Here is a 25,744-nt window from a genome sequence, read left to right as displayed (position 1 = left end):
CCTCTTGCACCTTGCCACCACACTACTGGAGGGGCCTCATGGACCTCATTCTCGTCAACCTCATCGACGGGCTGGTTACTGGATTGCTGTTGTTCATGCTCTCCGCCGGTCTGACCCTAATTTTCTCGATGATGGGTGTTTTGAACTTCGCTCACGCCAGCTTTTACATGCTTGGTGCCTATTTCGCCTACCAGATCAGTCTTGCGCTCGGCTTCTGGATGGGGCTGCTGATCGCGCCGCTCGTCGTGGGTGTGATGGGGGCAGGGGTTGAACGCTACGGCCTGCGCCGGGTGCACCAATACGGACACGTGCCCGAACTGATCTTTACCTTTGGTCTGGCGCTGTTGATCGAAGAACTGGTGCAATTCATCTGGGGCAAGAACCAACTGCCCTACGCCATTCCTGACGCGTTGAACTTTACCGCGTTTGCGATCTCGGGGAATTCGATCCCCGCCTATAAGATTTTCATGATCTTCATCTCGATCAGCATCTTTATCGGGCTGCTTTACGTGCTGACCAAGACCCGCGTCGGCATGATCATTCAGGCCGCGCTGAGCTATCCGCGCACGGTCGAAGCCTTGGGCCACAATGTGCCGCTGATCTTTATGGGGGTCTTCGGGGTCGGCACGGCGCTGGCCGGCGTGGCCGGTGTGATTGCCGGACCGGTGCTTGGCACATTCCCCGGTATGGCCTTTGTGCTTGGGTCGATCGTGTTCGTGACCATCGTGATCGGCGGCCTCGGGTCGCTCTGGGGGGCGCTGATCGCGTCGCTTTTGATCGGCTGGATCACCACCTTCGCCAAATCCTATAACATCGAGATGGAGAATATCCTGACCGGCCTTGGCATCTCTAAACCCGAGAGCCTGGATGACAGCATATTCCGCGACTTCTGGAGCCTCACGAGCCCGCAGATCGCCGACATCTTGCCCTATATCCTGATGGTGCTGATCCTCATCTTCCGCCCGGCAGGTCTTTTCGGAAAGCGCAGCTCATGACAGTTTCAGATCCAAGAACCGACATTCCCAAAGGCGCCCGCCCGAAAGAGCAGATCACCACGGACCCGTCCAAACCCGCGCAGCGTATGCGGTCAGGGTCGCTGGTGCTGACATTGGCCCCCTGGGTCATTGCCTCTGTCGTGCTGGCCATCCTGCCGATGGTGTTTACCAATAATTCGGCACTGACGATCATGAACCAGATGTCGATCACGATCGTTTTCGCGCTGGCCTATAACATGCTGCTCGGGCAGGGGGGTATGCTGTCCTTTGGCCATGCGGTCTATGCCGGTGTGGGCGGCTTTGCCTGTATGCACATCATGAACATGTCCGATTTCTTCTCGACCATTCCCCTGGTGATCTTGCCGGTGTTTGGTGGTCTTTTCGGCATGGGTTTGGCGATGATCGTCGGCGCGTTTTCGACCCGTAACGCGGGCACGGTATTCGCCATGATCTCGCTGGGTGTGGGCGAATTGATCGCGGCCTGTTCCGTCATCATCGTTGCGTTCTTTGGTGGCGAGGAAGGCATCAGCGGCGACCGGACCTACGCGCAGCCCTTCTTTGGCGTCGAATTCCTGCAACAGATCGAGGTCTATTACCTGACCGCTGGCTGGGTCGTGATCTCTGCCGCGCTGATGTACCTCTGGAGCCGCACCCCTGTGGGTCGCATGGCGAACGCGGTGCGCGACAATCCCGAACGGGCAGAGTTTCTCGGCTATTCCTCGCGGTGGGTCCGCTTCTACAGCTTTGTCGCCTCTGGCTTCTTTGCAGGCGTGTCCGGTGGGCTTTTCGCGATCAACTATGAAATCCTGACCGAGGAAAACCTCAACACCGCCTCGTCAGGGATCATCCTGCTGGTGACATTCCTTGGCGGCGTCGGGTTCTTCTTTGGCCCGATCATCGGGGCCATCGCCTTTACCCTGCTGCAAACCGTTCTGAGCCTGTCGACCGAGCTTTGGGCCTTTTATGCGGGCGTCCTGTTCCTCTCCACGGTGATGTTCTTCCCCGGTGGTCTGGCAGGTCTGCTGATGATGCATGTGCCTGTGTTCAAGCTGGGCAAGGCATCGACGTTGATCATGCCCTATCTCAAGACGCTGCTGCCGGCGGCAATCGGTTTGATGGGGCTGGCGGCACTGGTCGAGATGACGTTCCACTATCGTCATGGGGCCACGGGTGACAATGAAATGACCGTCTTCTGGACCACATTCGACAGCCACACGCTGATGCCATGGCTGGTGGCCGGTGCGATAACGCTGATCGGGCTTGGCATTGCCAAGGCCACAGCACCCGCACTGAAAGAAGCATGGAGTGAAGCAAACACAGCAGGAGGCGCGTCATGAGCACACCCGCACTTGAACTGACTGGCCTCAAGAAAAGCTTTGGCAAGGCCGAGATCATCCGCGGCATCGACCTGAGCATCGGCAAGGCGGAACGTCACGCCGTGATCGGGCCGAACGGCGCGGGGAAATCGACTCTGTTCAACCTGATCACCGCACGGTTTGCGCCTTCGGCTGGAACGGTAAAGCTGCACGGAGAGGATCTGGCCGGGCTCGAACCCTTCCAGATCAACCGCAAGGGGCTAAGCCGCTCGTTCCAGATCACCAACATCTTTCCGGCGATGAGCGTGTTTGAAAACGTGCGCTGTGCGCTCTTGTGGTCGCAGGGCTATAAATACAGCTTCTGGAATCTGGTGAACCGGTCCCGTGAACTGACCGAGGGCGCGGACCGCATCCTTGACCAGATCAACCTGCTGGAACGGCGCAACCTGCCCGCGGGCACCCTGTCTTACGCCGAACAGCGCGCGCTTGAAATCGGGATCACCATCGCGGGCGGTGCCGATGTCATCATGCTGGACGAACCGACGGCGGGGATGAGCAATACGGAAACCGACTATATCACCGACCTGATCCTCAAGGTGACCGCGGGCAAGACGCTGATCATGGTGGAACATGACATGAGCGTGGTCTTCGGTCTCGCCGACCGGATTTCGGTGCTGGTCTATGGCGAAATCATCGCCACCGGAAAACCCGAAGAGGTGCGTGCAGACGCCCGCGTACAAGAAGCCTATCTGGGCGCCGCATTGGAGGCAGAACACTAATGATGCTCGAAGTCACGGATATGCACGCCTTCTACGGCAAGTCCCACATCCTTCAGGGGGTGAACCTGAACGTCAAAGAAGGCGAGATCGTCGCGCTTCTGGGGCGCAACGGGGTGGGGCGGTCTACCACCTGCAAGGCCATCATGGGCGAGGTCGAACCGAAAGGATCGGTCAAGTTTCAGGGGCAGGAGATCAGCGGCAAGAAAGCGTTCCAGATCGCCAATATGGGGATCGGCTATGTGCCCGAAAACCGCGATATCTTTCCCGGTCTCACGACGCGGCAGAACCTGACGCTGGGTCTGAAGCCGGGGCAGAAGGATGGCGCGGGCCGTTGGTCAATGCAGTCGATGTTCGACATGTTCGAAAACCTTGATCGCCGCGCGGATGTCGAAGCCTCGGTTCTGTCGGGGGGGGAACAGCAGATGTTGACCATGTGTCGCACGCTGATGGGCGACCCCGATCTGGTCATGATCGACGAACCCACCGAAGGTCTGTCCCCGCAGATGGTGCAGAAGGTCGCCGAGGTGCTCAAAGAGATCGCCAACCGCGGGATCTCTACCCTGCTGGTGGAACAGAAACTGTCGATCGCGATGGACATCGCGGATCGGGTCTATGTCATGGGGCATGGTCAGGTGGTCTATGAGGGCACGCCGGCTGAATTGCGCCAGCGTGATGACGTGCGCAAGGAATGGCTTGAGGTCTGATGACCTAAACCGGACCATTATCAGTAAATCATCTATTGAAATCGTCGCGTTCCGCGGCCTCATCCTCCTGAGGCGCGGTCGCGGCTCGGGAGGAAAGTTTTTTGGCGTTCGACACAAATAAGCTGGGCCGCATCGGGGACTGGATGCAGACCTATGTGGACCGCAAACGGTTTGCCGGGTGTTCGGTGCTGGTGGCGCAGGGCGGGCAAGAAGTCTACTTTGATGCCAAGGGCCAGCGCGACACGGACACCGGGCAGCCGTTCACACGCGACACGATCGCCCGCATCTATTCGATGACCAAACCCGTCACCTCGGTCGGCATCATGATGTTGGCGGAACGCGGGCTGTTCCACCTTGATGCGCCGGTGTCTGATTTCATCCCCGCTTTCGCCGATATGCGCTGCCTGATCGACGGCGCGACAGCGGCGGATCAGACCGAACCCTGCCAGACGCCGACACTGCACCAGCTGCTGACCCATACCTCGGGGCTGAGCTATCCGTTCAACCCCGGCATCACGGCAAAGGCAATGGACGAGGCCGACATCCTGTTCCGCGCCGATCAGGGATCGCTGGCAGAGATGACCGACCGCGTCGCCGCATTGCCGCTGGCGTTTCACCCCGGCACCCGTTGGGAATACTCCGTGGGCATCGACGTGCTTGGCCGCGTGATAGAGGTCGTTTCGGGCAAGTCGCTAGAGACGTTTCTGGTTGATGAAATCCTTGGCCCCCTTGGCATGGACGAGACGCGGTTTTCCGTGCCCGCAGGTGGCATTGACCGCTTTGCCTCGCTTTACACCCCGCTGGCGGGCAGCGCCTATGGCATGAACGCGGCCAAACCAGAGACGCCCGTGCTGCGCTGCGTGGACAAACCCGACACCTCCCCCTTCCTGAACGCTCAGATGCATTCTGGCGGCGGCGGACTGGTGGGCACCATTGATGATTACCTCAAGTTCGCCGAAATGCTGCGCACCGGTGGGGCGGGGCTGATCTCGCCAAAGACGCTCGACTTTATGATGCGCAATCATCTGCCCGGTGACATCGCGTCGATGGGGCCTGCCAGCTTTGCCGAACAACCGATGGAAGGGATGGGCTTTGGCCTTGGCGGTGCCGTGGTACTGAACCCCGGTCGCGTCCGCGTTCCCAGCAGCCTAGGCGATTTCAGCTGGGGCGGCATGGCCTCTACCTTCTTCTGGATTGATCCGGTGCTGGATCTGTCTGTCGTATTCTTCACGCAGCTTGCGCCGTCCAGCTCGTACCCCGCGCGCCCCCAACTCAAGGCCCTCATCCACGGAGCGATGACATGAACGATATCCTTTGGACCCCGACAAAAGAGCGCGCCGATGCCTCGACCATGGCGGAATTTGAACGGTTCCTGAAAGACCAACGCGGGCTGACGTTCGACGACTATAACGCCATGTGGGAGTGGAGCGTGACCGACCTTGACGGGTTCTGGTCCGCGATCTGGGACTATTTCGACGTACAGGCCAGCGCGCCCTACACGACCGTCATGGCGAAGCGTCAGATGCCCGGTGCCGAATGGTGCCCCGGCGCGATGCTGAACTACACCGACCAGATCATGAAGCATGTGGACAGCCAGCCTGACGGCGATGCGCTGATCGTGCAGTCCGAAACCTTTGGCCGCAAACGTCTGTCCTGGTCCGAGCTGCGCGCACAAGTGGCAAGCGTCGCCGCGCATCTGCGGGATATGGGCGTGACCAAAGGCGACCGCGTTGTCGCCGTGCTGCCCAATACCGAAACCGCGATGATCGCCTTTCTGGCCACCGCAAGCATCGGCGCGATCTGGTCGCTTTGCGCCCCCGATATGGGGCATGTCGCCATTCTGGACCGGTTCAAGCAGATTGAACCCAAGGTGCTGATCGCGCAAGACGGCTATGTCCACGCGGGCAAAACCGTGGACCGCCGCGAGATCCTCGCAGGGCTAGAGGCGGCGCTGCCCAGTCTGGTGCAATGCGTCACGGTGCCTTTTGTCGGGGATCTGCCCAAGGGGCATATGGCGTGGGACAGCCTGCTGGATCGCGACGCACCCTATGAAAGCACGCAAGTCCCGTTCGATCATCCGCTGTGGATCGTCTATTCCTCCGGCACCACCGGCAACCCCAAGCCGATCGTGCACGGGCATGGCGGGATCATTCTGGAATCCGCAAAACAATCTCTACACCATGATCTTCGGCGCGGCGGGCGCTATTGCTGGCTGACATCCTCGGGCTGGATCATGTGGAACTCGCAATTCACCGCACTGGGGCAGGGCACCACGGTCGCGATGTTCGACGGGGCGCCGAATTATCCTGACATGGGCGTGATCTGGCGCTTTGTCGCGGATGAAAAGCTTGATTTCTTTGGCGCGGGCGCAGCTTTCTTTAGCGGCTGCATGAAGGCAGGGCTGACCCCACGCGACGAGGTCGACCTTTCTGCGCTGCGCTCGCTCGGCTCGACCGGATCACCGCTGAGCTCTGATGCCTATGACTGGATATACGCACAGGTGAAGCAGGACGTCTGGCTGGCGCCCATCTCGGGCGGGACCGATCTGGCGGGGGCCTTTGTGCTGGGCCATCCCGGCATGCCGGTGCGCGCAGGTGAAATGCAGTGCCGCGCGCTTGGCAACGCGGTGCGTGCGTTCGACGAGGATGGCAATGACCTGACCGGCGGGGTGGGCGAATTGGTCTGTACCGAGCCGCTGCCGTCGATGCCGCTGTTCTTCTGGGGCGACGATGATGGCAGCCGCCTGCACGACAGCTATTTCGACACCTATCCCGGCATCTGGCGCCACGGCGACTGGATCGAGATCAACGAACACGGCGGGTCGGTGATCTATGGCCGCTCTGACGCCACGATCAACCGCAAGGGTCTGCGCCTTGGCAGTGCGGAAATCTATCAGGCCGTCGAAGGGCTGGACGAGGTGATGGACAGCCTTGTTGTCGACCTCGAATTTCTGGGGCGCGAAAGCTTTATGCCGCTCTTTGTGGTGCCAGCCCAAGGCGTCGCCTTTGATGACGCCTTCAAGGACAAGATCAACGCGGCAATCCGCAAGAACGTCTCGGCGCGGTTCATCCCGAACGAGATCATCGAGGTCGCCGAGATCCCCCGCACCCTATCTGGCAAAAAGCTTGAGGTTCCTGTGAAAAAGCTATTGCTTGGGCAGGATCCGGAAAAGGTGGTGAACAGGGATTCAATGGCCAACCCGGACAGCTTTGATTTTTATGTCTCCTACGCCAATGCGCGTGCGACCCAGAAGGACTGAACCCAGATGACCGATGTGGCCCGCCAACTCCTTGAATTGCTGGATATCGAACAGCTTGAGATCGACTTGTTCCGCGGCATCGGGTCGGGCGGGGAAACCACCACGCGCATCTTTGGCGGCCATGTTATCGCGCAGGCTTTGATGGCCGCCTATCGCACGGTGCCGGACCGGATGTGCCATTCGCTGCATGCCTATTTCATCCGTCCCGGTGACCCGTCGATCCCGGTGATCTATCAGGTCGACCGCGCCCGCGACGGGGGCAGCTTTACCACGCGGCGGGTCGTCGCGATCCAGCACGGCAAGCAGATCTTCAACCTCTCAGCGTCGTTCCACGTGCCCGAAGATGGCTGGGATTACCAGCACAAGATGCCCGACGTAAAAGGGCCGGAACACTGGCTTGACCGTCCCGACCTGCGCGAACCCTATATCGAAAAAATCTCGCCCAAACACCGCGACGATTTCCTGCGCGAACGCCCTATTGAGATCCGCGAGGTTGACCCGCGCGATCTGTTCGAACCGGAGAAGACCTCGGACAAGAACTATCTTTGGTTCCGGATGGAGGCGGCAAAGGGGCAGTCCCCGATCATGCAGCACTGCCTGCTCGCCTATGCGTCCGATATGAACCTGCTCGGCTCGTCGCTGCGGCCCCACGGGCTGACGTGGTTCCAGGGGCAGGTCATGACCGCCAGCCTTGACCACGCCATGTGGTTTCACGCGCCGATCGATTTCTCTGACTGGCATCTGTACGAACTTGACGCCCCCTTTACTGGCGGCGCGCGCGGGTTCAATCGCGGGCTGATCTACAATCAGAACGGCCAACTTGCCGCGACAACGGCGCAAGAAGGGCTGATGCGCCCCTATAAAAAGAAAGAAGCTGCTTCATGACACAGACGGGGGGCCGCTATCCGGGTTGGCGACCGGGGATCGAACTGCGCGACGACTGGCTGGGACTGGTCCCCGAGACCGCAATCGACCCGCAGCGCGAGATTGTGGACCCCCACCACCACCTCTGGCGTCACGGCACGCCCGACGCCCCCGCCGTCTACGAGATGGACGCGCTTTGGCGCGACACAGGGGCCGGGCATAACGTGGTGCAGACGGTCTATATCGAATGTCGGTCCTATTGGGATCGCGACGCGCCCGCGCATCTGCAATCGGTGGGCGAGACCCGCACTGTGGCGCAGATGGCGGCGCAGGTGCCGCGCGGTCAGGCGCAGATCGCGGGCATCATCGCGCAGACCGAACTGGTGCTGCCCCCCGACCAGCTGCATGCCGCGCTCGACGCGCATGAGGCCGCAGGGAACGGGCTGTTCAAGGGTATCCGCAACTCCGGCGCGCGCGATGCGGAACCGCAGCATCTGGCGATCCCCGGACGTGGGGTCGAAAACCAATACGGTGCCCCTGATTTCATCCGCGGTGCCGCGATCCTGGGGGAGCGTGGGCTGACGCTGGACAGCTGGCATTACCACCATCAACACCAAGAGTTTCTGGACCTTGCCCGCGCGGTGCCACAGACCACGCTGATCCTTGACCACTTCGGCACACCCTTGGGCGTTGGACGGTTCGAAGGCAAACGCGACGATATCTTTGCCGCATGGAAAGATCATATGTCTGAGTTGGCGGAATGCCCCAATGTGATGGCCAAGCTGGGCGGGCTATGCATGCCAGACAACGGTTACGGCTACATGCACCGCGACCTGCCACCGTCCTCGGACGAGATCGTAGAGACGCAGGGCAAATGGTATGCGCATATGCTGGATGTCTTCGGCCCCGAACGCTGCATGTTCGAAAGCAACTTTCCCGTGGATCGCACGGCGGTCAGCTATGTGGTGATCTGGAACGCGTTCAAGAAGATGTCAGCGCATCTGGACGACGCAGCACAAGAGGCGCTTTTCTCCGGCACAGCGCGGCGCGTCTATGGGTTGCCGCCCGCGTAGCGCGGACGGCAGACTTTCACTTTAACCGAATTTGAAAAAGCACAGTTTGTTGCCATCAAGGTCGCGGACATAGGCCCCGTAGAAACGGTCCGGTATCCGTTGTCCCGGCGCGCCCTCGTCTGTCGCACCAAGCGAGATCGCCTTGGCGTAGATCTCGTCCACTTCCTCTTTGCTGTCAGCGGTAAAAGCGACCATCACCCCGTTTCCGGGGGTGGGGACCTCTTTGTTGAAGGGTTCGCAGACAGAGATCATGGGCGTGCCGCGGCCGGTGCCGATCATGGCGATCCGGCCGCTGTCGATCAGCACCTTGGCGCCCTTGCTTTCGAACAGGTCGCAATAGAACTGCTTGGCCCGCGCCATGTCGCTGGTGCCCACGGTGGTATAGCCGATCACGATACATTCCCCTGCGGGTTTCTGCGGTCGCCATACATCCGGTGCAGCTTGCGCATGCCCCCGATCCAGCGATCGTAATTCTCGGTTTTCTTGCGCATATACTCCAGCACTTGCGGGTGGGGCAGCACAAGGAACGTCTCGTTGCGGATGGTTTCCAGGCAGGCTTCGGCCACGGGTTCCGCTTCAAGCAGACCGTCGAGCGCGGCGACAGAATCCTCGTGACCGCGGGTCATCTCGCTGCGGACAGCCTGAGGGCAAAGCACCGACACCTTGATCCCGTCATCACCATGGGACATCGCCAGCCATTCGGCCACAGCAACAGCCGCGTGTTTGGTCACGCCGTAAGGCGCGCAGCCGACCTGGTTCAGCAGCCCCGCCGCAGACGCGGTGTTCAGCAGATAGCCGCCCCCGCGTTCGGTCATGCGCGGCACCAGATGACGGGCGGCCCAGACATGGGCCATCACGTTGATATCCCAGATCCGCTGCCAGTCTTCGTTCGGCACTTCCATGCCGCCCGCGATCAATATGCCTGCGTTAGAGCAGAACAGATCAATCGGGCCGATGTCGTTTTCCACGGCATCGATCATATCCGCGATCTCTTGCTCGACACCGACATTCACACCGAAAGCCACGCCGTCGATTTCATCGGCAACCGCCTGCGCGCCCTCTTTGTTGAGGTCGACACAGACGACTTTCTTGGCCCCTTCCGCGGCAAAGCGGATGGCCATCGCCTTGCCGATGCCGCTTGCGGCACCGGTGATGACGATGATTTTATCCTTCAGTTCCATAGCAGCCCCTTACGTCCACATGTTCGACCCGCCACAAACGGTCAGCGCCTGACCGGTCATGTAGCGGCTTGCATCAGAGGCGAGGAACACGGCGAGCCCCGCAAAATCCTCTGCCTCGCCAAGACGGCGGAGCGGGATCTCGTTCTTGATGCGTTTCTCGACATCGGGATTATCCCACAGCTCGCGCGCGAATTCGGTTTTCACCAGACCCGGGCAGATTGCGTTGAACCGCAGCCCCTTGGGCCCGAATTCGGCGGCCAGGTTGCGCACAAGGCCGATCAGGGCCAGCTTGGACATGCCATAGGTGCCCAGCATGACCGACGGTTTGAACGCCCCGATGGACGAGGTGAACGCCATCGACCCGGCGCCTTTCTCGATCATGTCGGGGGCCACCATCTGTGCCAGCCAAAGATTGGACAGCACATTGGCGTTCATCGTCTTTTCATAGGCGTCATCTGGGATCTCGGACGTGGGCCCATAGTAGGGGTTCACGCCCGCGTTGCCGATCACGATGTCGATCTTGCCTGCCAGCTTGTGGGTCTCGTCCACCAGCGCTTGCAGCTGCTCTTTGTAACCAACATTGCAGGCGACGCCGAACGCTTTGCCCTTGCCAAGCGCGTTGATCTCGGCGGCGGCGGCGTCCAGCTGGTCTTGCTTGCGGGCCGAGATGACGACTGTCGCGCCATGCTCGGCCAGACCCTTGGCCATCGCCAGCCCCATGCCCTTGGAGGCGCCGGTCAACAGCGCCACCTTTCCGGTCAGATCGAATAGGGTCATACGCCACCTCGCGTACGGCCTGTGGCGATCTCTTCACGGGCGCGCGATGTGCGCAGGTTGGATTCCTGATAATCCTTGACCTCGGCGCGGGCGATCACGTGGTGGTGGACCTCATCAGGGCCATCCGCATAGCGCAGCGTGCGCTGCGACGTGTACATGCCCGACAGCGGCGACCACTGCGAAATACCTGTCGCACCATGCACCTGCATCGCCTGATCGATGATGTTGCAGACCTTTTCCGGCACCATCGCCTTGATCATGCTGACCCAGATGCGAGCCTCTTTGTTGCCCAGAACGTCCATCGCCTTGGCGGCTTTCAGAACCATCAGGCGCATGGCTTCAATCTCGATCTTGGCGCGAGAGATCGTTTCCATGTTCTTGCCCAGATCAATGATTTTCTTGCCAAAGGCTTCACGGCTCAGCCCGCGTTCGATCATCAGGTCCAGCGCCTTTTCCGCCGCTCCGATAGAGCGCATGCAGTGGTGGATGCGGCCTGGCCCAAGACGCACTTGGGAGATTTCAAAGCCCTTGCCTTCGCCCCAGAGGATGTTTTCCTCGGGCACGCGCACATTGGTGAACTTGATGTGCATGTGACCGTGCGGCGCGTCGTCGTGACCAAAGACATGCATCGGGCCGACAATTTCAACACCGGGGGTGTCGATCGGCACGAGGATCTGCGACTGCTGACGGAAAGGTTCGGCGTCGGGCGATGTCTTGACCATGGTAATCATGATCTTGCAGCGCGGATCACCGGCACCGGAGATATAGTATTTCTCGCCGTTGATGACCCATTCACCGTTTTCCAGCACGGCAGAGGTAGAGATATTCTTGGCATCCGAGGACGCCATATCGGGCTCGGTCATCGCGAAGGCCGACCGGATTTCACCGGCCAACAGCGGCTTGAGCCACTTTTCTTTCTGCTCTGGCGTCCCGATCCGTTCCAGCACTTCCATGTTGCCGGTGTCGGGCGCGGAACAGTTCAGGGATTCAGAGGCCAGCGGGCTTTTGCCAAGCTCGGCCGCGATATAGGCGTAATCGAGGTTCGACAGACCTTCACCGGTTTCGGCATTGGGCAAAAAGAAATTCCACAGCCCATTTTCACGGGCCTTTTTCTTGGCGGTTTCCAGCAGCTCCAACTGGCCGGGCGCGTGTGACCAGCGGTCGGCACGACCTTCGCCAAGGCGGAAATATTCGTCGGTGATCGGATCGACATTTTCGCGGATGTGTTTGATGACGGCGGCCAACAGCGGCTTGGCCTTCTCGGACATCTCGAGATTATTCATTCCGGCCATAGCTTCGTTATGTGACATAGAGTGCCTCCTGGCAGTTGGTTCGATTATTTATTGACCCAGTTGGGTTTGCGTTTTTCGACAAAGGCGTTCACGCCTTCCTTGAAATCTTCGGTTTTGCTGAGGTCCGCGATCACCTCGCGTGAATAGGCGATGCTGTCTTGCATCCCGTCGCGCTTGTACATGTCGTTCAGGACGCGTTTCGTGGCCTTGACCGCCGACGGCGACACGGCGCACAGCTCTTCGGCCTTTTCCATCGCTTTCGCCATCAGCTGGTCGGCAGGATAGACCGCGTTAACGCAGCCCATCGACAGCGCCTCATCGGCCATGATGGTGCGGCCGGTGAACATCATCTCTTGCGCGGCAAGCCGCCCGATATAGCGCGACAGGCGCTGCACGCCGGACGCCGCGGCGAAGAAGCCGACCTTGACCTCGGGCAGGGCGAATTTCGCCTGATCAGAGGCGAGGATAATGTCGCATGACAGCGCGGTTTCAAATCCGCCGCCCATTGCGAAACCGTTGACGGCTGCGACGATGGGCTTTTCCAGATCAAAACGCGAGGACAGACCGGCAAAGCCGCTGGCGGGCATTGTCGCCTTCGACCCGCCCGCAGCGGTGGCTTTCAGGTCGTTCCCCGCGGAGAACGCCTTGTCCCCCGCGCCGGTCAGAACCGCGACCCAAAGATCCTGATCCGCTGCAAATGCGTCCCAGCAATCGGCCATTTCATTATGCATGTCGACGTGCACGGCATTGTACACCTCGGGGCGGTTCATGGTCACAACAAGGATGTGACCCTTCTTTTCGGTGGTGATATATTGATAGCTCATACCTTCAGCCCTCCGGTGTCGATTTCAGTGAATTTCCCGCCATTCTTGGCCAGGTCGCGCAGCAGTTCAGCGGGCGCGAATTCGGGGTCTTCGGCACCCAGGTTTTCCATCACGTCCAGCACGGCCTGCGCACCGACCATATCGCCATAGAACATCGGGCCGCCCTTATCGGCGGGCCAGCCATAGCCGTTCAGCCAGACCACATCGATGTCAGAGGGGCGCTGCGCCTTGTTTTCCTCGAGGATTTTGACCGCTTCGTTGATCATCGGGTAGATGCAGATCTCGATGATCTCTTCCTGCGACATCTGGTTGGCTTCGGCACCGGTGATGTCCTTGATCACACCGGCAACCACATCCGACGGGATCGGGCGGCGGGATTCATCATAGTCGTAGAAACCCGCTTGGGTCTTCTGGCCGCGACGGTCCATTTCACACAGCGCATCGCGGATCGGGTTTTCGGTCTTGGCCCCTTTGGACCAGCCGATATCCAGACCGGCCAGATCGGACATCTGGAACGGCCCCATCTTGAAGCCAAAGGCGTTCAGCGCGGCGTCCACATCCCACGGCATCAAGCCCTGTTGCAGTAGCTTGTTGGCCTGTTTCTGGCGTGCGAACAAAATACGGTTGCCGACAAAACCGGGGCAAACGCCGACGAGCACAGCGATCTTGTTGATCTTGGCCGCCAGATCCATCGAGGTCGCGACCACATCATCAGCAGTATGTTTCGCGCGCACGATTTCGAGCAGTTTCATCACGTTGGCAGGCGAGAAAAAGTGCAGCCCGATCACGTCTTCGGGGCGCTTGGTCATCGCCGCGATTTCGTCGATGTTCAAGGCCGAGGTGTTCGTCGCAAGGATCGCGCCCGGTTTCATCACGCGGTCCAGCTCGGTGAAGATCTTGCGCTTCAGCTCCATATCTTCGAACACGGCTTCGATCACCAGATCACACTCGGCCAAGGCCGCCAGTTCCAGCTTGCCGTCAAAGCGATCCATCCGCGCTTCGACTTCTTCTTGCGGGAAACGGCCCTTGTCGGCGCTGCGCTGGTAGTTGCCGCGCACGACCTTCAACCCGCGGTCCAGCGCCTCTTGCGTGGTCTCGACGATGGTGACGGGGATGCCCGCGGTGGCAAAGTTCATCGCGATGCCGCCGCCCATCGTACCCGCGCCGATGATGCCTACGGATTTGATCTCGCGCTGTTTGGTGTTGGCGGGCAGGTCTGGGACCTCCCATGCGGCTTTACCGGCAGCACCGATATAGGCACCAATTTCTGCGTCGGTTGGGGTGTTCATAGTCTTCCTTTCTTCCGGCCCGGTTGGTGGGCCTTACGTGTCCAGACAGGCCGCGCGGATCGCACGGCGGTCAATCTTGTCGGTGGCACCACGGGTCAAAGGACCGTCCTGGCACCACAGCTTTTCGGGTATCTTGAATTTGGCCAGCCGCCCGTCGAGGTGCGCCGCCATATCGGCTTGCGTCAAAGGCTTGCCATCACGGGTCTGCACAGAGGCCCCGACGACTTCGCCCAAGCGCGGGTCCGGAACGGAAAACGCGCAGGCCTCGATCACATCGGGATGCGTGTGCAGCGCCCCTTCGACATCCAGACAAGCGATGTTTTCGCCGCCCCGGATGATGATGTTCTTCTTGCGATCAAGGATGGTGATATAGCCTTCGGCGTCGATCACACCCAGATCACCGGTGCGCAGCCAGCCGTCTTGCATCGTCTCTTCTGTGGCTTCCGGCTTGTTGAGGTAGCAGCGCATATTGGCGGGGCTTTTGACGGTAATCTCGCCCAATTCGCCCTGCGGGACATCGTTGCCCTTGTCGTCCAGAAAGCGGATGTCTTGCAGCGGCGGATGCAGCTTGCCTGCGGCGTCGGGGCGTTTGTTGTATTCCTCGCCCACCATGCCGATGCCAAGCGCGTTCGTCTCGGTCATGCCCCAGCCTGTCGCGATATCGGCGGCGGGGAACTGGTTTTTCAACTGCGCGACCTGCGCCGCAGGGCGTTTCGCCCCGCCTGCGCCAAGCCAGGTGAGCGTCGGCAGGGTTTCCCCCATACGCTTTGCGGCTTCCAGCAGGTCGGCAGATTGCGTCGGCACGCCGAGAAAACGGGTCACGCCTTCGCGGTTGATCACACGCACCGCTTCTTCGGCGTCCCACTTGTGCAGCAAGGAAATCTTGGCACCGGCGGGCAGGCTAAGCAGAAACAGCGGATGCGTCGCGGTGACGTGGAACAGCGGCGTGACGATCAACCCCGACGGGCGCGGCGCGGGCGGTGCGCCGGGTTCAGGGGGGGTGACCAGCGGCGCGGCGACGGCCTGTAACAGCCAGCTGAACACCGCGCTAAGCGCGCCGCGGTGGGTCTGCACCACCCCTTTCGGCTTGCCCGTCGTGCCAGAGGAATACATCACCGCAAAGTCATCGTCCGTGTCCAGGTCGACCCCTTCGGGCGGCGTTTCGGCCATGCCCTGCATGAGGTCCGACAGCTTGTGCGGGCCCATTTCTTCGGCATCGCGCACGCCGATGAGACGCAGGCCCAGATCATCCTCGAGCGGTTTCATCCGTTCAAAACGGGGACCATCGGCAAAGACCGTCTTGGCCCCGCTGTCTTGCAACGCATAGTCAAGCTCTTCGGTGGTCCACCACGCATTGACGAACACCACCACAGCACCCGCTGACGCGACCGCCAGCGTGAGCATCAGCAGTTCGGGATAGTTGCGCATCGCGATGCCGACACGATCGCCGGTCTTGATCCCCAGCGTGTCGCGCAGCCCGTTGGCAATGCGGTTCACATCGGCGGTGAACGCATCATAGGTCCAGCGTTCATCCTGATAGACCAGAAACTCCGCCGCGCCATTTCCCTGGATTTCGCGGCTCGCCTGGATCAGCCCGCCCAGGGTTTTCGGGATATTCTTGAATGTTTTATAGGTGACGCCACGGATATTACTTTCGGTTACTTCGAACGTCGGGTTCGTTGAAACCACGTGGCGAATGGCTTCTTCGGGGGTCATTGCGGTCATATGCACCCGCCCGCAGACAGCATAGATACAGATAGTGTGGCCATTTCGTCCTCCCTTATCGAGCCTGTTGCCGGACACTCCTCCACGATTGTCCGCGACTCTGATTTCTGCAGCCTAAGCGCTAAAATTCAAACTGCCAATACCGCATGATGGAACGATGTTCCGCAAGCTGACGTTTGACAGGATTTTACGCGCACCAAGGCCCTCCGCACCTGCGGCCCCATATCTCGGCGAAAATTGACCATGAATATAAAGGTAAGGAAAGCCCTACTTTCCCCGAAACCGGGGAAAGCGGCCACTGGCACCTGCGATGTCATTGAAACATCGCGTCACTTGGAGCGCGGCAGATCCCCCGCCGCAGCCGCTTATGCCGGCGTTCAGGCGCCGACGGTGCCGCAAATCAGCTCGGGGAGCCGCGTGGCAGGGGGCGTATTCCGGCTGCGCAGGCTGCGTACCACGCCATCAATCACCGTCATGCCAACACCGGGCAGATTACCCAGTTGCACAGATTCAAGCATATTTTTGCCGGGCGCATGCTGTGCCTGATCCATCAGGACGAAATCCGCGCATTTGCCGACCTCGATCAATCCGGTGTCCAGCTTGCGTTGCCGTGCGGTGTTGCCGTTGGCAAAGCAAAAGGCGATCTCGGCAGGTACATCGCCAAGCGACGACAGCATCGCGACCATGCGCATGATCCCCAAAGGCTGCACGCCAGATCCCGCCGGACCGTCGGTGCCCAGGATCAACTGATCAAGCTTGCCCAACTCGCGCGCTGTGTTCAGCGTCAGCAAGGCGGCGCGTTCGTTCCCGTTATGCACGATCTCAAGCGCGGCCTTGCAGCCTTCGCACAGGCAGATGATCTGATCGTCGGGCAGGGCAGAATGCCCGCCGTTGATATGCCCGACCACATCCGTTCCGGTTTCAAGCACCATATCCGCATCGATCAACCCTGATCCGGGGATCGACGGGCCGCCGGTGTGGATCGTGCTTTGCATGCCGTATTTGCGTGCCCATCCGACCATCTGCGCGGCGGTCTTGCCGTCCTTGACCGTGCCCAGTCCGACCTCGCCCAGCAGGGTAACACCGGCCTTGGCCATCTCGGCAAAGTCTTCTTCGACCATGCCCTGTTCGATCACCGGCGCACCCGCGTGGACCTTCACGCCCGAGGGGCGGAAGTTTTCGTACCAACGCTGCGACGCGATCGCCATCGCCTTGAGGCCGACGATATCCTTCGGGCGCCCCGGCATATGCACTTCGCCGGCAGAGATCAGTGTGGTCACCCCGCCGTGCAGCGTTGAATCGATCCACCCCAACTGCTGCTGGCGCGGGGTATAGTCGCCCACCACCGGGTGCACATGGCTGTCGATCAACCCCGGTGCCAGCGTCGCGCCATGGGCGTCGACTTCTGTCGTGGCCCCGTCGCAATCCATATCCTTGGCATAGCCCCATTCCGTGATCTTACCGTCCATCGCGATCAGGCAATCCCCGTCGGCAATGGGGTCTTCCATCTTTCCGGTTAGGATCATCCCGATGTTCCGGATCACGAGTTTTGCAGAGGTGTCTGACATGGGGCACGCCTTTCAAGCAGCATCAGTTTCATTTGAACGCTAACAGAAAAATGCGACCGATCAAGATGAAACACTTGACAGATACTCATTAGTATACAAACAATATTACATCCGCAGCCGATAAGGACTTTCCATGGACGCCGCTTCTCTCTCTCGCCCCAGCTTTCCGATCCCCGCAGGTGTCTTTGCCGAAACGGTGACGGAGGTGCAGCATTATACCGACAGTCTGTTCCGCTTCCGCATCACCCGCGACCCGTCCTTTCGCTTCCGGTCGGGAGAGTTCGTGATGATCGGGCTGCCCAATGCCGAAAAGCCGGTGTTCCGCGCCTATTCCATCGCGTCGCCGTCGTGGGACGAGGGGGTCGAGTTCTATTCTATCAAGGTGCCGGACGGGCCACTGACGCAGCACCTGCAAAAGCTCAAGGTCGGTGATACCGTGCTGATGCGCCGCAAGCCGACGGGAACGTTGGTGAATGATGCCTTGCTGCCCGGAAAACGGCTGTGGATGTTCGCCACAGGCACCGGCATTGCGCCTTTCGCGTCGGTCATCCGTGACCCCGAGACGTATGAGAAGTTTGACGATCTGATCCTGTGCCACACCTGTCGCACTGCCAAAGAGCTGACCTATGGCCGTGATCTGGTCGCCAGCCTCAAGGCCGATCCGCTGGTGGGTGAATTGGCGCAAAGGCTGACCCTATACGACACGCTGACCCGCGCGCCGTGGCCACGCGAAGGGCGGCAAACCGACCTGATGGCGTCGGGCAAGATGTTCCGCGATTTGGACGTGCCGCCGATCTCTCCTGATCGCGACCGTGCGATGATCTGCGGGTCGATGGCCATGTTGAACGACACCAAGGCCGCGCTCGAATCCTTTGGGCTGGTGGAGGGGGCAAATAATCGCCCTGCCAGTTTTGTGGTCGAAAAAGCCTTTGTCGGCTGACGACATGCGAATTGATTTGACACGAAGGCACCCGACGCACTTCTATTCGTATACCAACAAGTTTTACGCCCGCAGCAAAAGGTGACCGGATGAGCTACCTGACCGCGACGACATTGGATCAAGCGTTAACCACATTGGCCGCGGGGCCGGTGTCGATCATCGCGGGGGGGACCGATTGGTTTCCCGCACGCGGCGACCGTCCTGTGACGGGCGACCTGTTGGATATCACCCGCTTGTCAGAGCTGCGCGGCATCAGCCAAACAGACCAAGGCTGGCGTATCGGGGCGGCCACCACATGGACAGACATCATCCGTGCCGATCTGCCCGCCGCTTTCGACGGGCTCAAGCTGGCGGCGCGCGAGGTCGGGTCGATCCAGATCCAGAACGCAGGCACCATCGCGGGGAATCTGTGCAACGCTTCTCCTGCCGCCGACGGGGTGCCGCCGCTACTGACACTGAATGCCGAGGTAGAGCTTTGCAGCGCTAACGGGTCGCGCGTGCTGCCCTTGTCGCAGTTCCTGCAAGGCGTGCGCCAGACCGACCGCGCCCAGAACGAGCTTGTCACCGCCATCCACATCCCCGCGCCCCCGGTTGATAGTCACAGCAGCTTTGTCAAACTCGGCGCGCGGAAGTATCTGGTGATCTCGATCTGCATGGTCGCGGTGCTGGCAAAGATCGAGAGCGGCAGGCTCACCGATATCCGCATCGCCATCGGCGCCGCATCCCCCGTCGCGCAGCGGCTGACCGCGCTTGAGGATCAGCTTCGCGGTGGCGCCCTCGGCGATGTAGAAAGCCGCATAACTGCTGATCTGGTGCAAGCGCTGAGCCCCATCACAGATGCGCGCGCCAGCGCCGATTACCGCCTTGCCGCCAGCGTCACTTTGGTCCGCCGCGCTGTGATGCGCGCCTTGAAAGGGGCCCTGTGATGGATAAACCGACCACGACAGAAGTGACCTCTTTCACCCTGAACGGCAGCATTGCACAGGTTGAACCGCTGCCCGGTGAACGCTTGTCTTACGCGCTGCGCGAGCGGCTGGACCGCAAGGATGTAAAGATCGGCTGCAACGCGGGCGATTGCGGGGCCTGCACTGTGCTGGTCGATGGCGCGCCGGTCTGCGCCTGCCTGATGCCCGTGCAGCAGGCGGTGGGGCGGCAGGTAGAGACGCTGGCGGGGCTGGTGAAAACCGACCGCGACGCGCAGGCGTTGATGCAAAGCTTTCAGCACCATCAGGCCGCGCAATGCGGTATTTGCACACCGGGGATGATGGTCTCTGCCGTGGCGCTGTTGCGCGAGGTGCCGCAGCCGAGCGCGGCGCAGGTGCAGGATGCCCTTGGCGGCGTGCTGTGTCGCTGCACCGGCTATCGCAAGATCATCGACGCGGTGGTCGGGGCCCATGCTGCCGACGGGCTGACTGTCGCCTCTACCGCGCTTGGCCAGCCTGCGCGGCGGCTGGACGGGCAGGCCAAGGTCGACGGGTCAGAGGCATTTGGCGATGACGTTGCCCCAGCCGGTGCTTTGGTCGCGCGGGTCATCCGCGCGCCCCATGCCTCGGCCGGATTTACCTTCGGCGATCTTGAGGCATGGCGCATCGCGCAGCCCGGGATCCATTGCATCCTGACCGCAGATGACGTGCCCGGCCTCAACGCCTTTGGCGTGATCCCCGGCTTCATCGACCAGCCGGTTTTCGCTGTGAACCACATCCGGTTCCGGGGGGAGGCGGTTGCTTGCGTTGTAGGCGAGGCGGAGGCGATGATCGCCCTTGATCTGGAAAGCTTCCCCGTCCATTGGTCGCCACAAACTGCGCTTGCCGATACCGATGCCGCGACCGCCCCCGACGCGCCACAGCTGTTCGAGGACCGCAAAGGGAACATCATGTGCGGCGGCTTCGTGCAATGCGGCGATGTGGAGGCCGCACTCGACGCCGCCGACGTCACGGTCGAGGCGCAATATACCACCAGTTTTGTCGAACATGGCTATATCGAGCCAGAGGCAGGCTTTGCCCAAGTGATCGACGGGCGCATCCATGTGCATGCCTGCACCCAGGCGCCGGGTATGGACCGCGAAGCACTGGCCGCGATCCTTGACCGTCCTATGGCTGACATCCGCATTGTGCCGACGGCGGTCGGGGGCGGCTTCGGATCAAAGATCGACCTGTCGTTGCAGCCCTTCATCGCGCTTGCCGCGCTCAAGACGGCGCGGCCCGTGCGCATGACCTATGCGCGCGCCGAGACGATGCAATCGACCACCAAACGCCACCCCGCGCAGATCACGATCAAGGTCGGGGCCAAGGCGGATGGGACGCTTTCGGGGCTGCGGTTCGACGGGGATTTCAACACCGGTGCTTATGCAAGCTGGGGTCCGACGGTCGCCAATCGCGTGCCGGTGCATGCCTCTGGTCCCTACCACATCCCTGATTATCGCGCACGCAGCCGTGCCGTGCATACCCATTGCCCCCCCGCCGGTGCCTTCCGCGGCTTCGGCGTACCGCAATCGGCCATCGCACAGGAAACCGCCTTTGACCTGCTGGCCGAAAAGCTGGGGCTTGATCCGCTGGAGTTCCGTTTGAAGAACGCGCTGGCGGACGGGGTGCCCACGGTCTGCGGGCAGGTGTTCGATCAGGGCGTCGGCATCGCCCCCTGCCTAGAGGCGCTGCGCCCCGCGTGGCAGGAGGCGAAAGCCGAATGTGCCCGGTTCAATGCAAGGAATGACACGGTGAAACGCGGTGTCGGGATCGCGGGGGCGTGGTACGGCTGCGGCAATACCTCGCTGCCGAACCCGTCGACCATTCTGGCGGGCGTGCGGGCGGATGGCACGGTTGTGCTGCACCAAGGCGCGACGGACATCGGGCAGGGGGCCAATACGGTGATCCCGCAAATCTTTGCCCAAGCGCTTGGGCTGTCGGTCGAGGGGATCAAGATCCTAGGGGGTGACACCGACATCACGCCGGACGCGGGCAAAACCTCTGCCTCGCGGCAGACCTTTGTGTCGGGCAACGCCGCGCTGAAGACGGGCGAAGCGCTGCGGGCGCAGATCCTGCGGCAGGTCAATGCGGGCCCCGCCGCGCAGATCGGCTGCCAAGACGGGCAGCTCACGGTGACCGACGGCGGGCGCACGCAGCGCCTTGATCTGACGCGGCTGCCCGTCGATGCGCAGGGCTATGTGCTGCAGGCGCAGGAAAGCTATGATCCGCCGGTCAAACCGCTGGATGAGAACGGGCAGGGCGTACCCTATGCGCAGTTCGGCTATGCCGCGCATCTGGTGGTGGTCGAGGTGGATATCGCCCTTGGCCTTTGCCGCCCGCTGCGCTTTGTCGCCGCCCATGACGTGGGCCGCGCAATCAACCCCTTGTTGGTCGAGGGGCAGGTGCAGGGCGGCATTGCCCAAGGGCTTGGTATGGCGCTGATGGAGGAATATATCCCCGGGCGCACCGAGAACCTGCATGACTATCTGGTGCCGACCATCGGCGACGTTCCCCCGATCGAGACGCTGATCCTGGAGGTGGCTGACGCCCATGGGCCCTACGGCGCGAAAGGTCTGGGCGAACACGTGCTGATCCCCACCGCCCCCGCGATCCTCAACGCGATCTACCATGCCACCGGTGCGCGCGTGACGCAGACACCGGCCACGCCGACGCGCCTGCGCGCCGCCCTGAAGGAGGCCGGACATGCCTGACGACCTGCGCGACCCCAAGCCTGTGAAAATCCGCTGCGATGCCTGCCCGGTGATGTGTTTCATCGCCGACGGCAAATCCGGTGCCTGCGACCGATATGCCAACCACGCGGGCGAGCTGGTGCGGCTGGACCCGCTGACCGTGATCCAGTCGGGGGCCAAGGCTGTCGCTTTTCTGGATCAGGGCGACAACGCGCAGGATTGGGACGGCGACGTGATTCAGGGCGGGCGCGATTTCGTCACCGCCGTGGGGGCCGGAACCACCTATCCCGACTATAAACCCGCGCCCTTCATCGTCAGCCAAGAGGTCGAGGGCGTGGATATGATCACCGTCGTGACCGAGGGCATTTTTTCGTATTGCGGGGTCAAGGTGAAGATCGACACCGACCGCCACATCGGCGACGAGCGCGCCGTGGTGCGTGTGGACGGAGAGGCGATCGGCCATGTGATGACCTCGGAATACGGGTCCAAGATGCTGTCTTTGGGCGGGGTCGAGCATCTGACCGGCGGCTCCAAGAAAGAAGGCCGCATGACCTGTGACGCGCTGCTGCGCCTATGTAACCGTGAACCGGTCGAGGTCACCATCGACGGCGGCGTCACCATGGTGGTCGAGGCGGGCAAAGCGCCGATCATCAACGGCGTCCCGGAAAAGCTAATGCGCGTGGGCTGTGGGTCAGCGACCATCGGGATGTTCGCCAAACAATGGCATGGGCATGTGGACGAGGTCGTCGTTGTCGATGATCACATCACCGGCGTGCTGACCGAACACGAGGCGGGCAAGGGGCTGGATATGACCCCCTCTGGCATCCGCGTGAACGGGCGGCGGTCAACGCCGGGACGGTATTTTCAGGTGGCGGACCCCGGCACCGGATGGGGCGGCACCGATGTCGAAGACCCGCTGACCATCCTGCGTGATGCCGACCCGAAGCGTGCCTGGCCGGGGCTCCGGCTGCTGATGATCTCTACCACCGGAGAGCAATGGGCCTATTTCACGCTGGATGATGACCTGATCCCGCAACCAGCCGAGATCACGCCCGAGCTGCTGGTCGTCGCGGACCGCATCGCCGAGAATTGCGAACCCTCGCTGTGTTCGGTGCTGTTCATGGGGGGGGCGGGCGGCAGTCTGCGCGCCGGCGTGACAGAGAACCCCGTGCGGCTGACGCGGTCGGTCAAGGAATCGCTGACCCATGTGTCCTGCGGCGGGGCCGAGGCCTATGTCTGGCCGGGGGGCGGGATCACCGTCATGGTGGATGTCATGGATATGCCCACGAACTCTTTCGGCTATGTACCCACGCCCGCGCTGGTGGCACCGATCGAATTCACCCTGCGGCGCGAGGATTACGGCACGCTTGGCGGGCATATGGAGCATATCCAGCCCGTGCGTGATGTGGTCACCGATGATGTGCGACGGGTGGCGCAGCAACTGCTGCAACCAGACCCGAACGCGCGGGAAAACTACGGCTGGTCGAAGGACGAGACATGACGGCACAGGCGGCTCTTCTCCCCGGTGGCAGGCTGCACCTGTCCCACGGCCCGATTGATCTGGTCATCGGGGCGGATGGCGCGCGAGATCTGGCGTTTCGCGCGGGTTTTGATCGCTTTGGCACCATCCTGTCCGAACTGACGGCAGAGCTGCCCCTGCTGCGCCGCCCTGTGGGCACCAAACCGAAAGGCAAGATCGCCCGCGCCATGTACCGCGCCGCCTTGCCCCATGCCGACGGGCTGACCACGCCGATGATCTGCGTGGCCGGTGCCGTCGCGGCAGAGGTCTTGTCGGCCATGGTGGATGCCGCCGATCTGACCCGCGCCTATGTGAACAACGGTGGCGATATCGCGCTGCATCTGACCGAGGGCGCGCGTTTTGACGTGGGCATCGCGGGGCTGGACCGGCGGTCGCTTGGCACCGTCACGATCCGCAGCAATGACCCCATTCGCGGCATCGCCACCAGCGGGCAGGGCGGGCGCAGCCAGTCCTTGGGCATTGCCGACAGTGTCACCGTGCTGGCCCGATCCGCCGCGATGGCCGATGCGGCGGCGACCAAACTTGGCAACGCCGTCGATCTGCCCGCCCATCCCGCGATCCGGCGTAGCCCCGCGAACCGGTTGCACGACGACAGTGACCTTGGTGCGGCACCGGTGGTTACCCATGTCGGGCCGCTCTCTCCTGCCGAGATTAACCAAGCGCTTACCACCGGCGCGACAGCGGCGCAGGGTTTGCGCGACCGTGGCCTCATCTCTGGCGCGGCGCTTTTTCTGCGCGACCAACATACTGTCATCGGCTTGCCCGAAACCCTGAAATCCCTAGTGAAAGCCCCCGAATATGCCTGAGGTTATGACCCGCAAAATTGTCACCAGCGTCGAAGAGATTTTCCACGAAGGCGGCCCCCGCGCCAATACGCCGCTGAAACGCGGGTCGGTCATGGCTGTGATCCAAAACCCCTATGCAGGCTCTTATATCGAGGACATCCAGCCCTTTATGGAAGACCTCAAACCGCTGGGGGTCGCGATGGCGCAAAAGCTGCTGGCGGCGCTCGGGGTCGAGGCGGCACAGATCGAAGGATACGGCAAAGGCAGCATCGTCGGCACGGGCGGAGAGTTGGAGCACGGTGCGCTCTGGCACGCCCCCGGCGGCTATGCCATGCGCGACGTGCTTGGGGGGTCGAAGGCGATTGTGCCGTCGACGAAAAAGGTCGGCGCGGCGGGGGTGCGGCTGGATGTGCCTGTGACCCATGTCGATGCCTCTTATGTCCGCAGCCATTTCGATTCAATCGAGGTCGGCTTGAATGACAGCCCCCGTGCCGATGAAATGGCGGTGATCCTTGTGATGACCACAGGGGCACGTATCCACAACCGCGCGGGCGGGTTGGATGCAAAGGAAATCGAAGGAAAGGATGGCCTGAGATGAGCGCCGAAATCCGCAAAATCGCCACTTGGGTCGAAGAGACTCACCGCGAGATCGGGCAGCAGATATCGCCCCCCACGCGCAAGGCCGTTGCTGTGGCCGTGATCAAAAACCCCTTTGCAGGCTCTTATACCGAGGACCTGACCCCGCTGATGGATATCGGCGCAGAGCTGGGGGGATTGCTGGGCGATAAATGTGTTGCGGCCCTTGGGATCACCCCCGCGCAGGCCGAAAGCTATGGCAAGGCCGCGATGGTGGGCGAGGGGGGAGAGCTGGAACACGCCGCCGCGATCCTGCACCCGAAACTGGGCGCACCGCTGCGGGTCGCGGTTGAAAAAGGGGCCGCACTGGTACCGTCGTCGAAAAAGATGGGCGGGCCGGGGCAGGTGCTTGACGTGCCTTTGGGGCACAAGGACGCCGCCTATGTGCGCAGCCATTTCGACGGGATCGAGGTGCGGTTGAACGACGCGCCGCGCGCGGGCGAGATACTGGTGGCCGTGGCTGTCACAGATTCCGGGCGCCCCTTGCCCCGTGTCGGCGGGCTGACCCATGCCGAGGCCGAAGGCAAAGACGGCCTGCGTTAGAG

General features: G+C 61.6%; 23 protein-coding genes. 15 read left to right on the top strand and 8 right to left on the bottom strand.

Annotated features, from left to right (window positions below; translation table 11 throughout):
• Positions 1–38: 38 nt before the first annotated feature.
• The 8 genes from AB1495_RS16500 to AB1495_RS16465 all read left to right on the top strand — a co-directional run bounded on the left by AB1495_RS16500 (position 39) and on the right by AB1495_RS16465 (position 8,990).
• Positions 39–995 (top strand): branched-chain amino acid ABC transporter permease, encoded by a 957-nt coding sequence (locus AB1495_RS16500; protein ID WP_005848848.1) that lies wholly within the window; start codon positions 39–41, stop codon positions 993–995.
• On the top strand, positions 992–2,332 hold the full coding sequence (locus AB1495_RS16495; protein WP_009824298.1) for a branched-chain amino acid ABC transporter permease: 1,341 nt from the start codon (positions 992–994) through the stop codon (positions 2,330–2,332). The genes AB1495_RS16500 and AB1495_RS16495 overlap by 4 nt, the downstream gene beginning before the upstream one ends.
• Complete coding sequence (locus AB1495_RS16490) at positions 2,329–3,090, top strand: ABC transporter ATP-binding protein (RefSeq protein WP_009824297.1); 762 nt, start codon at positions 2,329–2,331, stop codon at positions 3,088–3,090. The genes AB1495_RS16495 and AB1495_RS16490 overlap by 4 nt, the downstream gene beginning before the upstream one ends.
• A 2-nt stretch (positions 3,091–3,092) precedes the next feature.
• Positions 3,093–3,794 (top strand): ABC transporter ATP-binding protein, encoded by a 702-nt coding sequence (locus AB1495_RS16485; RefSeq protein WP_174226639.1) that lies wholly within the window; start codon positions 3,093–3,095, stop codon positions 3,792–3,794.
• A gap of 101 nt (positions 3,795–3,895) precedes the next feature.
• Positions 3,896–5,098, top strand: coding sequence for a serine hydrolase (locus AB1495_RS16480; RefSeq protein ID WP_244268984.1), 1,203 nt, complete (start codon positions 3,896–3,898; stop codon positions 5,096–5,098).
• A complete protein-coding gene (locus AB1495_RS16475; protein ID WP_074636804.1) occupies positions 5,095–7,053 on the top strand; it encodes an acetoacetate--CoA ligase in 1,959 nt (652 codons plus the stop codon). The genes AB1495_RS16480 and AB1495_RS16475 overlap by 4 nt, the downstream gene beginning before the upstream one ends.
• 6 nt (positions 7,054–7,059) lie before the next feature.
• Complete coding sequence (locus tag AB1495_RS16470) at positions 7,060–7,938, top strand: acyl-CoA thioesterase II (protein ID WP_074636803.1); 879 nt, start codon at positions 7,060–7,062, stop codon at positions 7,936–7,938.
• Positions 7,935–8,990 carry an amidohydrolase gene (locus AB1495_RS16465; RefSeq protein WP_074636801.1) on the top strand — a complete coding sequence of 352 codons (1,056 nt, stop codon included), beginning with the start codon at positions 7,935–7,937 and terminating at the stop codon, positions 8,988–8,990. The genes AB1495_RS16470 and AB1495_RS16465 overlap by 4 nt, the downstream gene beginning before the upstream one ends.
• Positions 8,991–9,011: 21 nt before the next feature.
• Here AB1495_RS16465 and AB1495_RS16460 read toward each other — a convergent pair whose 3' ends face one another.
• The 8 genes from AB1495_RS16460 to AB1495_RS16425 all read right to left on the bottom strand — a co-directional run bounded on the left by AB1495_RS16460 (position 9,012) and on the right by AB1495_RS16425 (position 17,646).
• The gene (locus AB1495_RS16460) at positions 9,012–9,383 is read right to left on the bottom strand and encodes a VOC family protein (RefSeq protein WP_074636800.1); all 372 of its coding nucleotides are present in this window, start codon (positions 9,381–9,383) and stop codon (positions 9,012–9,014) included.
• Positions 9,380–10,171, bottom strand: coding sequence for an SDR family oxidoreductase (locus AB1495_RS16455; RefSeq protein WP_064216665.1), 792 nt, complete (start codon positions 10,169–10,171; stop codon positions 9,380–9,382). Before AB1495_RS16455 ends, AB1495_RS16460 begins: the two co-directional genes overlap by 4 nt.
• A gap of 9 nt (positions 10,172–10,180) precedes the next feature.
• Positions 10,181–10,948: an SDR family NAD(P)-dependent oxidoreductase gene (locus tag AB1495_RS16450; protein WP_005848869.1), complete on the bottom strand. Its 768-nt coding sequence runs from the start codon at positions 10,946–10,948 to the stop codon at positions 10,181–10,183.
• Positions 10,945–12,231, bottom strand: a complete 1,287-nt coding sequence (locus AB1495_RS16445; protein ID WP_037942093.1) for an acyl-CoA dehydrogenase family protein — start codon at positions 12,229–12,231, stop codon at positions 10,945–10,947. Before AB1495_RS16445 ends, AB1495_RS16450 begins: the two co-directional genes overlap by 4 nt.
• A 53-nt stretch (positions 12,232–12,284) precedes the next feature.
• Positions 12,285–13,064 (bottom strand): enoyl-CoA hydratase-related protein, encoded by a 780-nt coding sequence (locus AB1495_RS16440; protein WP_009824290.1) that lies wholly within the window; start codon positions 13,062–13,064, stop codon positions 12,285–12,287.
• Positions 13,061–14,353: a 3-hydroxyacyl-CoA dehydrogenase gene (locus tag AB1495_RS16435; RefSeq protein WP_074636799.1), complete on the bottom strand. Its 1,293-nt coding sequence runs from the start codon at positions 14,351–14,353 to the stop codon at positions 13,061–13,063. Before AB1495_RS16435 ends, AB1495_RS16440 begins: the two co-directional genes overlap by 4 nt.
• Before the next feature lie 33 nt (positions 14,354–14,386).
• Entirely contained in the window at positions 14,387–16,078 is a 1,692-nt protein-coding gene (locus AB1495_RS16430) for a class I adenylate-forming enzyme family protein (protein ID WP_074636953.1), read from the bottom strand.
• A 377-nt stretch (positions 16,079–16,455) separates the two neighbouring features.
• Complete coding sequence (locus AB1495_RS16425) at positions 16,456–17,646, bottom strand: amidohydrolase family protein (protein WP_009824287.1); 1,191 nt, start codon at positions 17,644–17,646, stop codon at positions 16,456–16,458.
• A 133-nt stretch (positions 17,647–17,779) separates the two neighbouring features.
• On the opposite strand from AB1495_RS16425, the gene AB1495_RS16420 reads away from it, so the two are divergent.
• The 7 genes from AB1495_RS16420 (at position 17,780) to AB1495_RS16390 (ending at position 25,742) form a co-directional block, all read left to right on the top strand.
• Entirely contained in the window at positions 17,780–18,586 is an 807-nt protein-coding gene (locus AB1495_RS16420) for a ferredoxin--NADP reductase (RefSeq protein WP_074636797.1), read from the top strand.
• A gap of 89 nt (positions 18,587–18,675) precedes the next feature.
• Positions 18,676–19,512 carry a xanthine dehydrogenase family protein subunit M gene (locus tag AB1495_RS16415; RefSeq protein ID WP_074636795.1) on the top strand — a complete coding sequence of 279 codons (837 nt, stop codon included), beginning with the start codon at positions 18,676–18,678 and terminating at the stop codon, positions 19,510–19,512.
• Complete coding sequence (locus AB1495_RS16410; RefSeq protein WP_074636793.1) at positions 19,512–22,259, top strand: molybdopterin cofactor-binding domain-containing protein; 2,748 nt, start codon at positions 19,512–19,514, stop codon at positions 22,257–22,259. The genes AB1495_RS16415 and AB1495_RS16410 overlap by 1 nt, the downstream gene beginning before the upstream one ends.
• A complete protein-coding gene (locus AB1495_RS16405; protein ID WP_074636791.1) occupies positions 22,252–23,739 on the top strand; it encodes a 6-hydroxynicotinate reductase in 1,488 nt (495 codons plus the stop codon). The genes AB1495_RS16410 and AB1495_RS16405 overlap by 8 nt, the downstream gene beginning before the upstream one ends.
• The gene (locus AB1495_RS16400; protein WP_074636789.1) at positions 23,736–24,584 is read left to right on the top strand and encodes a UPF0280 family protein; all 849 of its coding nucleotides are present in this window, start codon (positions 23,736–23,738) and stop codon (positions 24,582–24,584) included. Before AB1495_RS16405 ends, AB1495_RS16400 begins: the two co-directional genes overlap by 4 nt.
• Entirely contained in the window at positions 24,577–25,161 is a 585-nt protein-coding gene (locus AB1495_RS16395) for an amino acid synthesis family protein (RefSeq protein WP_037941918.1), read from the top strand. Before AB1495_RS16400 ends, AB1495_RS16395 begins: the two co-directional genes overlap by 8 nt.
• Positions 25,158–25,742 (top strand): amino acid synthesis family protein, encoded by a 585-nt coding sequence (locus tag AB1495_RS16390; protein ID WP_037941922.1) that lies wholly within the window; start codon positions 25,158–25,160, stop codon positions 25,740–25,742. Before AB1495_RS16395 ends, AB1495_RS16390 begins: the two co-directional genes overlap by 4 nt.
• Positions 25,743–25,744 lie beyond the last annotated feature (2 nt).

Source organism: Sulfitobacter pontiacus, assembly GCF_040790665.1.
Classification (GTDB): domain Bacteria; phylum Pseudomonadota; class Alphaproteobacteria; order Rhodobacterales; family Rhodobacteraceae; genus Sulfitobacter; species Sulfitobacter pontiacus.
This window is presented reverse-complemented; position numbering and strand designations above follow the sequence as displayed.

Excerpts from the sequence above, each read along its gene's own strand:
- AB1495_RS16500 (WP_005848848.1), top strand. The coding sequence starts at position 39 with ATGGACCTCATTCTCGTCAACCTCATCGACGGGCTGGTTACTGGATTG.
- AB1495_RS16495 (WP_009824298.1), top strand. The coding sequence starts at position 992 with ATGACAGTTTCAGATCCAAGAACCGACATTCCCAAAGGCGCCCGCCCG.
- AB1495_RS16490 (WP_009824297.1), top strand. The coding sequence starts at position 2,329 with ATGAGCACACCCGCACTTGAACTGACTGGCCTCAAGAAAAGCTTTGGC.
- AB1495_RS16485 (WP_174226639.1), top strand. The coding sequence starts at position 3,093 with ATGCTCGAAGTCACGGATATGCACGCCTTCTACGGCAAGTCCCACATC.
- AB1495_RS16475 (WP_074636804.1), top strand. The coding sequence starts at position 5,095 with ATGAACGATATCCTTTGGACCCCGACAAAAGAGCGCGCCGATGCCTCG.
- AB1495_RS16470 (WP_074636803.1), top strand. The coding sequence starts at position 7,060 with ATGACCGATGTGGCCCGCCAACTCCTTGAATTGCTGGATATCGAACAG.
- AB1495_RS16465 (WP_074636801.1), top strand. The coding sequence starts at position 7,935 with ATGACACAGACGGGGGGCCGCTATCCGGGTTGGCGACCGGGGATCGAA.
- AB1495_RS16455 (WP_064216665.1), bottom strand. The coding sequence starts at position 10,171 with ATGGAACTGAAGGATAAAATCATCGTCATCACCGGTGCCGCAAGCGGC.
- AB1495_RS16450 (WP_005848869.1), bottom strand. The coding sequence starts at position 10,948 with ATGACCCTATTCGATCTGACCGGAAAGGTGGCGCTGTTGACCGGCGCC.
- AB1495_RS16445 (WP_037942093.1), bottom strand. The coding sequence starts at position 12,231 with ATGAATAATCTCGAGATGTCCGAGAAGGCCAAGCCGCTGTTGGCCGCC.
- AB1495_RS16440 (WP_009824290.1), bottom strand. The coding sequence starts at position 13,064 with ATGAGCTATCAATATATCACCACCGAAAAGAAGGGTCACATCCTTGTT.
- AB1495_RS16435 (WP_074636799.1), bottom strand. The coding sequence starts at position 14,353 with ATGAACACCCCAACCGACGCAGAAATTGGTGCCTATATCGGTGCTGCC.
- AB1495_RS16430 (WP_074636953.1), bottom strand. The coding sequence starts at position 16,078 with ATGACCGCAATGACCCCCGAAGAAGCCATTCGCCACGTGGTTTCAACG.
- AB1495_RS16425 (WP_009824287.1), bottom strand. The coding sequence starts at position 17,646 with ATGTCAGACACCTCTGCAAAACTCGTGATCCGGAACATCGGGATGATC.
- AB1495_RS16420 (WP_074636797.1), top strand. The coding sequence starts at position 17,780 with ATGGACGCCGCTTCTCTCTCTCGCCCCAGCTTTCCGATCCCCGCAGGT.
- AB1495_RS16415 (WP_074636795.1), top strand. The coding sequence starts at position 18,676 with ATGAGCTACCTGACCGCGACGACATTGGATCAAGCGTTAACCACATTG.
- AB1495_RS16410 (WP_074636793.1), top strand. The coding sequence starts at position 19,512 with ATGGATAAACCGACCACGACAGAAGTGACCTCTTTCACCCTGAACGGC.
- AB1495_RS16405 (WP_074636791.1), top strand. The coding sequence starts at position 22,252 with ATGCCTGACGACCTGCGCGACCCCAAGCCTGTGAAAATCCGCTGCGAT.
- AB1495_RS16400 (WP_074636789.1), top strand. The coding sequence starts at position 23,736 with ATGACGGCACAGGCGGCTCTTCTCCCCGGTGGCAGGCTGCACCTGTCC.
- AB1495_RS16395 (WP_037941918.1), top strand. The coding sequence starts at position 24,577 with ATGCCTGAGGTTATGACCCGCAAAATTGTCACCAGCGTCGAAGAGATT.
- AB1495_RS16390 (WP_037941922.1), top strand. The coding sequence starts at position 25,158 with ATGAGCGCCGAAATCCGCAAAATCGCCACTTGGGTCGAAGAGACTCAC.